This is a genomic window from Prolixibacteraceae bacterium, from assembly GCA_019856515.1.
In the GTDB taxonomy this organism is placed as follows: Bacteria; Bacteroidota; Bacteroidia; order Bacteroidales; family Prolixibacteraceae; genus Halosquirtibacter; species Halosquirtibacter xylanolyticus.
In genome coordinates this window covers 1,941,228-1,954,393 of record CP082230.1, presented here as the reverse complement: position 1 = coordinate 1,954,393, position 13,166 = coordinate 1,941,228, and the positions used below count along the sequence as shown (strand labels likewise).

General features: G+C 35.9%; 11 protein-coding genes. 8 read left to right on the top strand and 3 right to left on the bottom strand.

Translation table 11 applies throughout. The features are described 5' to 3' along the window. Positions 1–6: 6 nt before the first annotated feature. A complete protein-coding gene (locus K5X82_06900) occupies positions 7–735 on the bottom strand; it encodes a DUF2490 domain-containing protein (protein ID QZT38616.1) in 729 nt (242 codons plus the stop codon). 218 nt (positions 736–953) lie between these two features. On the opposite strand from K5X82_06900, the gene K5X82_06895 reads away from it, so the two are divergent. Together K5X82_06895 and rlmB are read left to right on the top strand one after the other, a co-directional pair. Then, entirely contained in the window at positions 954–2,906 is a 1,953-nt protein-coding gene (locus K5X82_06895) for an ATP-binding cassette domain-containing protein (protein ID QZT38615.1), read from the top strand. A gap of 51 nt (positions 2,907–2,957) precedes the next feature. After that, positions 2,958–3,701 (top strand): 23S rRNA (guanosine(2251)-2'-O)-methyltransferase RlmB, encoded by a 744-nt coding sequence (gene rlmB / locus K5X82_06890; GenBank protein QZT38614.1) that lies wholly within the window; start codon positions 2,958–2,960, stop codon positions 3,699–3,701. A 67-nt stretch (positions 3,702–3,768) separates the two neighbouring features. Here rlmB and K5X82_06885 read toward each other — a convergent pair whose 3' ends face one another. Beyond that, on the bottom strand, positions 3,769–4,248 hold the full coding sequence (locus tag K5X82_06885) for an Lrp/AsnC ligand binding domain-containing protein (GenBank protein ID QZT38613.1): 480 nt from the start codon (positions 4,246–4,248) through the stop codon (positions 3,769–3,771). 685 nt (positions 4,249–4,933) lie between these two features. Between K5X82_06885 and K5X82_06880 the strand changes: the two genes are divergently transcribed. The 5 genes from K5X82_06880 (at position 4,934) to K5X82_06860 (ending at position 10,151) form a co-directional block, all read left to right on the top strand. Further along, the gene (locus K5X82_06880; protein QZT38612.1) at positions 4,934–6,541 is read left to right on the top strand and encodes a S41 family peptidase; all 1,608 of its coding nucleotides are present in this window, start codon (positions 4,934–4,936) and stop codon (positions 6,539–6,541) included. Between the two features lie 293 nt (positions 6,542–6,834). Next, positions 6,835–7,455, top strand: coding sequence for a nicotinamide riboside transporter PnuC (gene pnuC / locus K5X82_06875; GenBank protein ID QZT38611.1), 621 nt, complete (start codon positions 6,835–6,837; stop codon positions 7,453–7,455). Then, positions 7,448–7,981: an ATP-binding protein gene (locus tag K5X82_06870; GenBank protein ID QZT38610.1), complete on the top strand. Its 534-nt coding sequence runs from the start codon at positions 7,448–7,450 to the stop codon at positions 7,979–7,981. The genes pnuC and K5X82_06870 overlap by 8 nt, the downstream gene beginning before the upstream one ends. A gap of 5 nt (positions 7,982–7,986) precedes the next feature. Next, entirely contained in the window at positions 7,987–8,916 is a 930-nt protein-coding gene (locus tag K5X82_06865) for a serine acetyltransferase (GenBank protein ID QZT38609.1), read from the top strand. 71 nt (positions 8,917–8,987) lie between these two features. Beyond that, the gene (locus K5X82_06860; protein QZT38608.1) at positions 8,988–10,151 is read left to right on the top strand and encodes an RNA methyltransferase; all 1,164 of its coding nucleotides are present in this window, start codon (positions 8,988–8,990) and stop codon (positions 10,149–10,151) included. A gap of 265 nt (positions 10,152–10,416) precedes the next feature. Here K5X82_06860 and K5X82_06855 read toward each other — a convergent pair whose 3' ends face one another. Beyond that, positions 10,417–11,859 carry an SPOR domain-containing protein gene (locus tag K5X82_06855; protein QZT38607.1) on the bottom strand — a complete coding sequence of 481 codons (1,443 nt, stop codon included), beginning with the start codon at positions 11,857–11,859 and terminating at the stop codon, positions 10,417–10,419. Positions 11,860–12,137: 278 nt separating this feature from the next. Here K5X82_06855 and K5X82_06850 point away from each other — a divergent pair, with 278 nt between their 5' ends. After that, positions 12,138–13,163, top strand: coding sequence for a hypothetical protein (locus tag K5X82_06850; GenBank protein QZT38606.1), 1,026 nt, complete (start codon positions 12,138–12,140; stop codon positions 13,161–13,163). Positions 13,164–13,166 lie beyond the last annotated feature (3 nt).

The window sequence follows — 13,166 nt, the reverse complement described above, 5'->3', positions numbered from 1 at the left end:
ATAGTTTTAAAAAAGTTTGTGGGTTAATTGTAAACGAAAAAGATTCGTTTTCTTGTTGGTGATATGTTCAGTAGCAGATTTGCCATTGATCAACTCATAACGAAACTCTAAAGTCAGATTGTTAGAAATGATATATCCAGGGGCGACGGTATATTTATTCTGTGAAAAGTATGCATGGTCAATATTATCCCCGAAAGATATAAAAGTTTCAAACATTGGACGAATGTAAATGGATTTTGGAATGAGTGCTGGTTTTGATATTGGGATCTTTGTATCCACACGATAACGAAAACGACCCTGTGCGAACATCTCATTTTCTCCTGTAAGATCCCATGTAAATCGTTCCTCCATCATGAGTCGATGCACAAAATTAAAACTGTTTAATCGAGGCCATGTTAATGATACTGCTTGATAAGGGCGGACTTCGAATTGATAATTTTGGTGGTACTTTCGGACATAGTTAAGACGTGCTCCTGCGGTAAATTTAATATCACGTTTGAAACGATAGGATAGTTCGTTTCGTAACTCTATTCGATTCCAATTGTCATTGTTTGTAACATAGTGATATCCAAGAGCACCAACGTAATTCCAGTTTGGTTTTATTGGCGTGGAAAGAAAATAGTAAGTGCGAAATTGATTGTAATTGTCTATAGCATAGGACCTATTCGAAAATGAATATGTACTGCACAGTATACAGAATATGTATAGCCATTTTTTTTGAAAAATATTCTTCATTGTGTGTTTGTGTTGTTGTCTCATTGCGTGCAAATCGAGTACAAAAAGAATAAAAAAAAAGCAGTTCGAAAAATATGCCCTAGTGGATTTTCCTTATTTAATATTCATTAAACAGTTATAAACTCCAAAAAGTTTACGGATAAGATGGATAGAAACAAGAAAAGAGCGATGAAATATTATATCTTTGCTCCCTTAGGTGTAATCCAAAATTGAGTTCAATGATTTCTGTAGAGCAGCTGACTGTCAGCTTTGGAGGGTTTGATTTGTTTAAGAATCTAACCTTTAAAATAAATCCCAAGGATCGTATTGGTTTAACTGGCCGTAATGGTGCTGGTAAATCGACAATGTTAAAAGTGTTTGCAAAACAGAAGGAGGCTACTTCTGGAGAGGTAGTACGTCCTAAGGATGTTACTGTTGGATATCTGCCTCAGCATATGATGGTTAATGACCATCGAACTGTTTTAGAAGAGGCGGAGTCTGCTTTTGATGATATCCTAAACATGGAGAAGGAGTTGGTGGCATTGAACGATGCTTTAGCTTCTCGTGAAGATTACGATTCGGATGAATATATGAAGCTGATTGAGAAAGTTACTGAAGTAACAGATCGATTGCAAATTATTGGAGCAGGGAATTATATGGCTTCAATTGAACAGACTCTTTTGGGATTGGGATTTAAGCGTGATGATTTTAATCGTTTGACTTCAGAATTCTCTGGAGGATGGCGTATGCGAATCGAGTTAGCTAAGATACTTTTGAAGCGTCCTGATGTATTCCTACTGGATGAGCCTACCAATCACTTAGATATTGAATCGATACAGTGGTTAGAGAATTTCTTAAAAGACTATCATGGAGCTGTGGTTTTGGTTTCTCACGATAGGGCTTTCTTAGATAATATTACCAACCGAACTATTGAAATTAGTTTGGGTACAATACACGATTACAAAGCGAATTATAGTAAATATCTCGATCTTCGAAAAGAGAGAAGGCAGCAGCTGGAAGCTTCCTATGAGAATCAACAGAAGATGATCAAAGATACGGAAGATTTTATTGAACGCTTTCGATATAAAGCGACCAAGGCGGTACAAGTTCAGTCACGTATAAAGCAACTTGAGAAAGTGGATCGTATTGAGCTTGATGTGGAAGATCGACGTTCGTTAAATATTAAGTTTCCTCCAGCACCTCGTTCTGGAACTATTGTTGTAGATGCGAAAGAGGCTTCGAAACGCTATGATCATTTGGTATTAGATACGGTTGACTTTGAGCTTGAAAGAGGTAAGAAAGTTGCCTTTGTCGGTAAGAATGGGGAAGGAAAATCGACCATGGTTAAGATGATTATGCAAGAGATTGCATATGAAGGAGAAGTGAACCTTGGTCACAATGTAAAGATTGGATACTTTGCTCAAAATCAAGCTTCTCTATTGGATGAGTCCTTGTCCGTTTTTGAAACGATTGACAATATTGCCACTGGTGATATGCGAACTAAGGTTAGAGATATCTTAGGTGCATTCATGTTTGGAGGGGAAGATGTAGATAAGAAGGTGAAAGTGTTGTCTGGAGGAGAGCGATCTCGATTGGCAATGATTAAACTTTTATTGGAGCCTGTAAATTTATTGATCCTAGATGAGCCTACCAACCACTTGGATATTTCATCCAAGGAGTTGTTAAAGCAAGCAATTGTGGATTTTGAAGGCACGGTGATTGTCGTATCCCATGATCGTGAATTTCTAGATGGTCTAGTTGATGAAGTGGTTGAGTTTAGAGATAAGAAGCTGAGAACACATCATGACGGAATTTATGGCTATCTTGAGAAGCGTCAGATAGAGTTAGCTAATGAACAGGTGACACTGCGTGCGGCACAAAATAAAAAAAGTGAAGAGAAATTAGAAGATAATGATACTTCTGATAGTTTAAGCTATGAGCAGAAGAAGGAGATCAATAAAAAGATTTCGAAAGCTGAAAGAGCATTGACTGAAGTAGAGAAGCAGATTGAGAAGTTTGAGTTGAAGCTTGAAGCGCTTGATAAAGAGATGGAGCTAGATCCATCTAAGGGCGCAGACATGGATTTCTTTGCAAAATATGAGGCTGTAAAGAGAGATTTGGAAGAGGAGATGACCAAGTGGGAGAACTGTACCGAAACATTAGAAGAGGTGAGTTGTTTGAAAACTTGGTAGTGCGATTATAAAGAGAAAAGTATTTAGGATATTATTATAAAAAAAGACGAAATGAGTTCGCAGGGTAACGATTATATTTTTGGGATACGTCCGATAATGGAAGCTATCCATTCTGGTAAACCTATTGAGAAGATTCTATTAAAGAAGGAGAGTAGTGGAGAGTTGTATAAAGAACTTTTTGCATTGATTCGTGACAAAGAGATTCCTTTCCAGATGGTTCCTCACGAAAGACTTCAACGAGTTACCAAGAATAACCATCAAGGTGCTATTGCTTATGTTTCACCTATCGATTTCGCGAACTTTGAAATGCTTGTAGCTGAAAAGATGAACGAAGATGGTGCCATGCCTCTATTCTTACTATTGGATAGAATCACCGATGTGAGAAATTTTGGAGCAATTGCTCGTTCTGCTGAAATTGCAGGAGTTGATGCGATTATTATTCCAGAAGCGGGTTCAGCTCGTATTAATGGAGAAGCAGTTAAAACTTCTGCTGGAGCTTTGCATACATTGCCTATTTGTAAAGTGAAGCACTTGAAAGATGCTGTGTTTACACTACAGCAATATGGTGTGCAATGTGTGGCTGCATCAGAGAAAGCAAAAATATTCTATTATGAAGCAGACTTTAAGATGCCTTTGGGTATTGTGATGGGTTCTGAGGATAAAGGAGTAACTCCTGGAATCTTAAAAGTAGTAGAACAACAAGTTGCAATTCCACAGAAAGGAAAGATTCAGTCGCTTAATGTTTCTTCGGCAGCAGCAGTTCTTCTGTTTGAAGTGGTAAGACAAAGAGGATAGAAGTCCTATCATACACCATGAGGTGATAAAAACGACGCCCATTAATATTTTTAATGGGCGTTGCTTTTTATTGTTCTTCATTGATGATTATCGGCACCTCGCGTCTAAACGTCTCTTCTAAAGAAATGATCGTTTCTGTAGATGTTATCCCCTTAATCGGTTGGATTTGATGAATGAGAATATCTTTCAGATGCTCGTTGTCTCTAGAGTATACTTTGGCGAAGATCGCGTATTGTCCAGTAGTGTAATGACACTCTACAATTTCAGGTATCTCTTTTAATTTCTCCGCAACGGTTGGATATAAACCTCCTTTATCAAGAAAAATACCGACATAAGTACAAGTTCTATAATCCACTTTTTTTGGATCTATATGATATCCCGAACCGATGATTACCTTCATCTCAGTTAAACGGTTAACTCGCTGATGTACTGCAGCTCTTGAAATACCACATTTTTCTGCTACATCTTTGAATGGGATGCGTGCATTCTGTGATATGATATCTAATATTTTAAGATCGATTACGTCTAATTTTCCTTTGCTACTCATTTCATTATCAAGTATTATAACACTGAATAAACTGTCTCAATGCTTGTATTTAATAGCAAAGATAAGCAAAATGTTATATCCTTGTCATATTAATAACCATTTATCTAAGAGGTGAAAAGATGTTATAGAATAGCTCTCTATTTTTTGTTTTTTAAAGAAATGGTATGGTATAATGGGGTTGATGACTTACTTTGATGGTAATCAATTACTTTATGTTTGGTATTAATGGTTTCATGTTTTTTGTTGTAATTCGTTTGTGGAAATAATTGAGTTCTTTTTATCTTGGCATGATTCATGTTTTGGTTTGTTGATAATCTGAGGTCTGGGTGATCTTAGTTAATTCAAAATATGTTTTATAATAAAGCTTGATCTTTGTTGGTTGATAATGAGAGGTTCTAGTCTATTTCCGCCTTATACATGAATCTTTAAGAGAATCTGTCCCCTCAAAAAGCAAACTAATTAAAGAGTGCATTGTTATAGATATAATACCAATACTGTATTGAATTGAGAGATATCATTCTGTTCAACTTCGTTTGTACTTAGTAGAAGTATCACCGTAGGGTAGGGATATCTCTATTTTTGATTTACATCAACAGGGTGTATTCTCAAAAGATTAGAGATCTTTTCAAAATTGAATTGATATTGTTATGATAATGTAAGTAGCTTCACTTCTTAAATATATACTATGAACAAATTACTATTAGTGTTTATCTCCGTGTTTATGTACTCGTGTAGTTATGCTCAAACTGAGGATAAAAGTTTACGTGCACAAGCTGTAAAGTATGCACGTGTATTAAGTTTCTTGGAAGAGTATTATGTCGATAGCGTTGACTTAGAGCAGGTAACTACCTCTGCGATAAAAAAAGTCTTATCGGATTTAGATCCTCATTCGAGTTATGTGAGTGCAGAAGAGGTGGAGAAGATGACTGAGATGTTAGAGGGTAGTTTTGAAGGGATTGGAATATCTTTCAATATATCTAATGATACATTGGTTGTTATGAGTACTATAAGTGGTGGCCCATCTGAGCAAGTTGGGATTCATGCTGGAGATAAAATATTGATGGTGGATGGTGAAAATATTGCAGGAGTGGGATTGACCAATTCAAAGGTTGTAGAGGTTCTTAGAGGAAGTAAAGGAACCAAAGTGGTCTTAATGGTCAAACGAGGTGTTCAAGCTCCTGTCGACTACACTGTTGTCAGAGATGAAATTCCGATTTATAGTTTGGATGCTTCATATATGGCAGATCCCAATACGGCATATATCAAATTAAATCGTTTTGGTGCGAAGACCGAAGAGGAGTTTACAGAGGCATTGGCTGAATTAGAGAAAGAGAATGATGTACAGAATTTAATTCTCGATCTGCGAGGTAATGGTGGAGGTTATTTACGTGCAGCTATCGGAATTTCGAATCAATATCTAAATAAAAATAAACTGATTGTTTATACCTCGGGTCTGCATAGTCCTAAAAAGGAGTACTATTCAGATTCAGATGGTGATTTTAAGCAGGGAAAGATGATTGTGCTAATTGATGAGGGCTCTGCATCTGCAAGTGAAATTGTGACGGGTGCGATTCAAGACTGGGACAGAGGAGTTGTTATTGGACGAAGATCTTTTGGTAAGGGATTAGTGCAACAGCCTTTTATGTTGACTGATGGTTCTTTGATGCGATTGACTATAGCTCATTATTTTACTCCCGCAGGACGTAATATTCAAAAGCCTTATGGAAAAGGAACAAGTGCATATTATAAAGATATCATGGATCGTGTTGAGGATGGGGAGCTCTTCGATTCGACAAAGGTGGTTCGTGATTCAACAAGTGTGTATTATACCTTAAAGAATCATCGTAAATTTTATGGTGGAGGGGGAGTCGTTCCAGATATTTATGTTCCGCTAGATTCAACGGTGAGTTATGGTTATATCAATCAGATGATACGAGAGGATCTATTCTATCCTTATGTTTTTGAGTATTTGAATAAACATAGAGAGGATATTGCAGCTAATTATCCTGATTTTGCATCGTATAAGAGTGGTTATAAGTTGCCCGTTGAGGTGATAGAGAATCTTCATAAAAGAGCAAAAGAGAAAATTAAAGATGTGAAGGTGGTAGAGAATGAAGAGTCTAATGCAATGATATCATTACAGATGAGAGCGATTATGGCACGTTTTTTATATCCAAGAGGTGCTTTTTATGAGATGCTTAATGAGGATGATGACGAAATAGACAAAGCATTAGAGATATTAAATAGCAAGGATAAGTATCAGAATATTTTAAATCGTGATAATGCGATATAGCCTTGCTAAATCATTGTTTATCGTGAGTAGGTAGGAGAGTCATATATGTTAGTTGTTTAGGTGTAAAAAGATGTTTCTTGAATATAAGGAACATCTTTTTTTGTCTCTTCATACTAACGGATGTAATATAGGTGTGGGCTGTTTGATAATTTGACTGTTACATTTATTTATTGTGAACGTTACATTCGTATTCTATATACGTAATTTTTTTTCTTGGAATTGTATCGCATTGCATTGTGTAAAGTTTTAAATGAATAATTTTGCATCTTTACGTCTGTTTTTAAATGAAAGTTATGTTGGATACTTTATTAGATTGGATTGTTACAGATAAAAACTTGGAGTGGATAAGTGCAATCCTTGGTTTTTTATATATTTTTTGTTCTATACGGGAACATATCTTGACTTGGTTCTTTGGGGTATTAACTTCGGCACTATATATCTATGTTTTCTTTGTGAATAAGTTTTATGCAGATATGTCTCTTCAGGTCTATTATGTTATAATCAGTGTCTACGGCTGGTATATGTGGACAAAGAAGTCGAAAAGTAATGGAGAGAAATCAGATATAAGTATTCGGTATACAACTCGAAAAGAGTGGTTGTATATTATTGTTTCTTCATTGGTTCTTTATGTTGGTATATGGTATTTGTTGGCTTATCATACAGACTCTCCTGTACCTAAGGTGGATGCATTTACGACGGCATTTGGAATTGTGGCGACATGGATGATGACTAAGAAACTAATTGAACAATGGCTATTTTGGGTGGTTATAGATTTAGTTGCTGCTATTGCATACTTCTATAAAGATATGACACCGACCGTATTATTAATGTCAACTTATACGGTATTGGCAGCAGTGGGATTTTATCAATGGAAACGTTTGATGACAAAACAAAATAGTGCTGCGAATGTATAGAGTGGTTATTACTGGTCCGGAATCTGTAGGTAAGTCAACGATGTCGAAGTATTTAGCTAAATATTTTGATGGTGTGGATATTCCTGAGTATGCTCGGACTTATGTAGAAGAGCATGGTTTTGATTATAGTTATGAGGATGTTGTTGCTATTGCATCACACCAGGTGGATCAGGATATGGCATTAGTGGGTGAGCCTTTAAAGTTCGTTTTTTATGATAGTTGGATGATCATCACCAAGATTTGGTTTGAAGAAGTTTATAATAAAGTGCCTGAATTTGTTGATCAACATATTCAGCAATATGCTGCAGACTTATATCTGTTGTTAGATTATGATCTTCCTTGGGAGGAGGATCCAACTAGAGAGAATGGGGGTGAACGACGTGCTTATCTGTATGAGAGGTATAAGAGAGAGTTGAAGTCACATGGATGTGATTTTATCGAGATCTCTGGAGTAGGCGATGTTCGTTTTGAGAATGGAAAACGCGCCGTAGAAAAGTTTTTAAAAAGCAGAAGCGAAAATATATAGGTCGAATGGATGATAAAAATGTAAAACAAAGGTTCGAAGGAATTGTGGATGCTCTTTCAGCACCAACTTCTTATTTAAAGGTTTGTCATGAGCATTATGAAGATGAGCCAATGCCTAGTATTGCGGTATTGCAGGATATCGTGGAAAAATGTCGACAGCTAATATTTCCAGGTTTTTATGGTTTTATCCCTATAAACCCTACTACATTAAAATATTACACTGGATTGTTGGTAGATCAGATCTACGAGATGCTTAATGACCAAGTGTTGGCAGGTCTTTGCTTCTCTTGTACGCAAGAGAGGACAGTCGAGTTGTTGATGTCACGAAAGAAATTGAGTAAACAGATTACGATCGACTTCATTGAGTCGATACCGATGTTACGTGAAAAGATGTCGAAGGATGTGGAGGCTGCATTTTTAAATGATCCTGCGGCGAGTCATCAAGGAGAGGTCGTATTTAGTTATCCATCCATCAAAGCAATCTGTAATTATCGTGTTGCCCACTGTTTATACAAACTTGGTGTTCCAATGATTCCAAGAATTATTTCTGAATTAGCACACTCGGAGACGGGTATTGATATACACCCTCATGCACAGATTGGAGAGTCGTTTTCGATAGACCATGGTACAGGAGTTGTGATTGGTTCAACATGTATTATTGGAGATCGAGTACAGTTGTTCCAGGGGGTTACATTAGGAGCCAAAAGTTTCCCATTGGATGAGAATGGTAATCCAATAAAGGGTATTGCTCGTCATCCTATTGTAGAAAATGATGTGGTAATCTATTCTAATGCTACTATTCTTGGGCGAATTACAGTAGGACATCATGCTACGATCGGTGGTAATGTATGGGTCACAGATGATGTTTTGCCCTATGCTAGAATAATACAAGGACGCTCTCGTGTTGAAAAATTTATCGATGGAGGCGGAATTTGATTTCGTTCTATGTTTGTTTTTGATGGAATTCGTCTATTTTTGTGATAATTATAATGGGTAAAAGTTCTATCGTGGAAAACTACAAGTATGTAGCCAAGACATTCGCTGGTTTAGAGGGGGTGTTGGCAAAAGAGTTAATCGATCTAGGAGCTTCTAATGTTGAAGAGCAGAGAAGAGCTGTTAGTTTCGAAGGAGATAAAGAGATGTTGTATCGTGCGAACTATTGTTGCCGAACAGCGTTGAGGATCTTGAAGCCAATTTATGAGTTTGATGTAACCAATAGAGACTCTCTATATGAAGAGGCATCAAAAGTGGATTGGACTCAATATTTAACTTTGGGAAAGACCTTTGCACTAGACTCAGTTGTTACGTCTGATCTGTTTGCCAATTCAATGTTTGTATCTCTTCGTGTGAAAGATGCCATTGTTGATCAATTCCGAAAGAAGTATAAGAAGCGTCCTTCTGTTGATCCTGAAAATCCTGACATTAAGGTACATGTCCATTTAATGGGTAATAAGTGTTCTCTATCTTTAGATAGTTCTGGAGATGCTTTGTATCGTCGTGGATATCGTTTGGGACAGAATGATGCACCACTTAGTGAGGTTTTGGCTGCTGGTATGATTCTGTTGAGTGGATGGGATCAGAATAGTGCTTTTGTAGATCCTATGTGTGGATCTGGTACACTTCTTATTGAGGCTGCAATGATTGCGTATGGTATTCCTCCTGGGGTTTATCGTCAAAGTTTCGGTTTTGAGAATTGGCCTGATTTCGATGCAGACGCATTTGAGAATGTGTATGATGATGATTATGAGAAGGAGTTTGATTATCCAATTCTTGGATCTGATGTACACCCAGGTACACTTAAGATTGCAGAAAAGAATATTCGTAATGCAAATCTATTTAAGTGTATCCATTTAAAGCATAAAGATATTCGTGAAGTGAAATGTCTGGTTGATGGTGGAACTATCATCACAAACCCACCTTATGGTGAGCGTATGAAACCAAATTCACTTGAGCACCTTTATCGTTCGATTGGAGATACGCTTAAGAAAGAGTTTGCTGGATATGATGCTTGGATTTTATCTTCTTCTAAAGAAGGGTTTAAGAGTGTTGGTTTAAGAACAAGCCAAAAGATCAAGCTATTTAATGGTTCTTTAGAGTGTAGTTTTAATCACTACGAACTTTACGAAGGAACAAAGAAAAGACCTTCTGAGACACAAGAAGAGGAGGATTAATTTTCTCTTTTATATAGATTATAAGAAAGGCTGTCTAGTGTTTAGACAGCCTTTTTTGTGATCTTCTCTTTAGAGAGGATGAATTGATGTTGTCTGCTAGTCTCTGTTTTAATAAGTTTCGATATATCAAGACCACATGGTTGTCTAGGTGCACACTATTTTAAGGTATTGTTCGGATCAATATCTTTTTGTTGTTGATGTAATAGGATAAAAAAAGGTTTATCCTATTAATAGAATAAACCTTTATATGTTTGAGTGGCTACGTTTACTTATAACTTCCGAAGTGTTCTCCCTTTAAGGTTCGAACACGAACGCCATTCTTATATCCTACCACAAAGGCATCCCGAATGGTGGTGTCTTCTTGAATCTTTTGGCAATACTCTTTCGCTTGTGCATATGATTTAAATCTACCAATTAAGAATTTTGTGATACCATTATTATCTTCGTCTATGATTTCAGAATCTATACGGAAATATTTACGTGCAATTTCATTGGTGAATGGAATTTTGCTGAATGCCGCTAATTGTACACGGAATTCCCATTTCGCAGATTTGTATACCGAAGATTGGATTTTAACCTTTTGACGTTTTTTATTCTTGTTGATATAGGAGTAGGTTCCTAAAACATATATTCCTCTATCAAACTCTTGTGATGCTTTGAGTTTAAACTGATAATGAATGGTGTCATTTGCAGTCATATTATCATCGATAATTTTGATGGTCTCAAGGTCGTATTTCCCTGTCTTTTCATTATAGCCCATGATTCCAGGAAGTAGTTCAAGTTCTAATTTAGCATCTGCTTGGAACTTGCCTTTAATGACATCTACATCTACGAAACACTCATCGTCCTTCGCAATATACTCTTTGGTCTTAACGTCAAACTCATGAACATCTTTTCTGAAGAACTCCATATTTTTATTACGGATAATTTTCTTCATCTTCTCTTCTTTGTCTTTACGAAAGTTGAATTTGTAGGCAAATCCAAGTCCTGCATTAAGATAAATCGGATTGCGATTAAAATTATAATCCTTGTCACTTCCACCTTCGTAATATTGACGATGAAGTACATTACCATCTGCAGTTAATCTAAGTGCAAAATGTTTTGAAATATTATAATCAACCATGATTCCTGCTCCAAAACTCATTGCCCAGTTTTCTGTTGGTTTTTCGAGTGTTGAATGTTGAAGATAGTTAATTCCTCCTCCTACTTTACCATAAAATGTGAATTTAGAATCAACAACATCTTTGTTGGCCCAATTAGAGAAGTTAACGATGAAATTCAGTTTTCCATCTATTATCGTAGGTTTTGCAGTTTGACCAATTACCATTCCATAGTTGGCATCGATCCCTAACATCATTATGTCATTTATTGCACGATGGATCCCGAACGTAGCCATAGGTGCTATCGTACTATAATCAGCATTGGATCCCATTGTCTCTTTAAAGAAAGTAGTAATACCTCCACCAGCTTGTATTGTCCAAGCTTTTTCAACTCTATGACGAGTGAGTGGTTTCTCCTTTGTCTTTTTCTCTTTAGGCGCTTTCTCTTTCTTTTCCTCTTTTTCAGGAGACTTCTTTTCCTTCTTATCTTTCTTTTTCTCCGCTTTTTCTGTGGCCGGCTTCTTTTTCTTCTGAGTAGTATGTGCCTGAGCATCATTCGATATCAGAAAAGGTATAATTAAAAGAAGAATTAAAAAATGTCTTGTCATGATATATTCGAAAATTGAAGTTTCTCTTTGTTGTTACGATTGATGTTTTTCTTTATGTATCGGTGTAAAACGATCCACAATTTAAATATAATATTATTATGGAATAAAAAACAATCCTCGCAAAGTTATCTTTTTTCTTTATTCAAAATAGTATATTATCATTGGTTTCTTGATATTGTTACATATTAGTTGATTATTTTTGTGTAGATAATCAAACATTTTGTGTGACTAATTATTTTCCATGTTTGATTTCATATTTATTTAACCAAAAACATATCATGAATAAGTCTTTATTTATATTCGTATTTGCTGTTTTGGCAGTATTGAATTTGAATGCTTCTACTGATAAAACAATACATTTTAGTGTTCCTACGATGTCTGTGTCGTCGATTACGATGGATGTAGAATATGGAAATGTTGTTTTTTATGAAACAAGTGAAGATTCACTTGTCGTTGATGTTCGTATCGTAATGGATAATATCGCAGAAAATAAGGCATCCAAAGAGTTGAAGAATTATGATGTGATCCACCATGTTAAAGATAGTATTCTAAATTTACATCAGACTAGAGGAAGGGTGACGAATACTGTACGAAAATATCGATTTAATTATAGGATCGGTATTCCAAAGTTTTATCCTATAAAGATTCATTCGTTGTTCTCATCTTTTGATATTCCTGTCTGGCGTGAGAAAATTGATATTGATGCGACTTATAGCCATTTTAGATTTAGTGGTTGTGTTGGGAAGTTGGGCACAGGAAAATTAAAACTTAAATCATCTGATATTATTGCTGATACACTTGTTGTTGGTAATGTCAATATCGATCATGGTTCGATATCTGCAAAAGAGTTCAATAAAATGTCGATATCTGCTCATTATGCAAAAGTTAATATTGATAATTGTGCTAATGCAACAATGACGGGGGAATCATCTCAGTGGAAAATAAAAAGGATAGAGAATGTTAAGTTTAATACCAAATATACATTAATAAAGCTTGGCATCGCTGTTGGTAATGTGAGTGTTACAAATTCCTTTGCTTCAGTGTATATTGATGAGATTAGCTCTAACTCGACTACACTTAATGTGAAATTAGACAAAGGAGATTTGTATGTTGGCACTAATTTTGATATATTGAATTATGTTTATGTTACACTCGAACATGCTTCTTTAGGTGATGATATGAAAGAGTTAGACTTACCACACCGAAAAGATCAGTCTAAAGAGATTTACGAAAGAAGAAGATCTAATGGGTTTTCATCTAAAATGTATGTCAATTTAAGATACGGAACAATGTACAATCAATAAAAT

Excerpts from the sequence above, each read along its gene's own strand:
- pnuC (QZT38611.1), top strand. The coding sequence starts at position 6,835 with ATGTTGGATACTTTATTAGATTGGATTGTTACAGATAAAAACTTGGAG.
- K5X82_06870 (QZT38610.1), top strand. The coding sequence starts at position 7,448 with ATGTATAGAGTGGTTATTACTGGTCCGGAATCTGTAGGTAAGTCAACG.
- K5X82_06895 (QZT38615.1), top strand. The coding sequence starts at position 954 with ATGATTTCTGTAGAGCAGCTGACTGTCAGCTTTGGAGGGTTTGATTTG.
- K5X82_06885 (QZT38613.1), bottom strand. The coding sequence starts at position 4,248 with ATGAGTAGCAAAGGAAAATTAGACGTAATCGATCTTAAAATATTAGAT.
- K5X82_06855 (QZT38607.1), bottom strand. The coding sequence starts at position 11,859 with ATGACAAGACATTTTTTAATTCTTCTTTTAATTATACCTTTTCTGATA.
- rlmB (QZT38614.1), top strand. The coding sequence starts at position 2,958 with ATGAGTTCGCAGGGTAACGATTATATTTTTGGGATACGTCCGATAATG.
- K5X82_06900 (QZT38616.1), bottom strand. The coding sequence starts at position 735 with ATGAAGAATATTTTTCAAAAAAAATGGCTATACATATTCTGTATACTG.
- K5X82_06850 (QZT38606.1), top strand. The coding sequence starts at position 12,138 with ATGAATAAGTCTTTATTTATATTCGTATTTGCTGTTTTGGCAGTATTG.
- K5X82_06880 (QZT38612.1), top strand. The coding sequence starts at position 4,934 with ATGAACAAATTACTATTAGTGTTTATCTCCGTGTTTATGTACTCGTGT.
- K5X82_06865 (QZT38609.1), top strand. The coding sequence starts at position 7,987 with ATGGATGATAAAAATGTAAAACAAAGGTTCGAAGGAATTGTGGATGCT.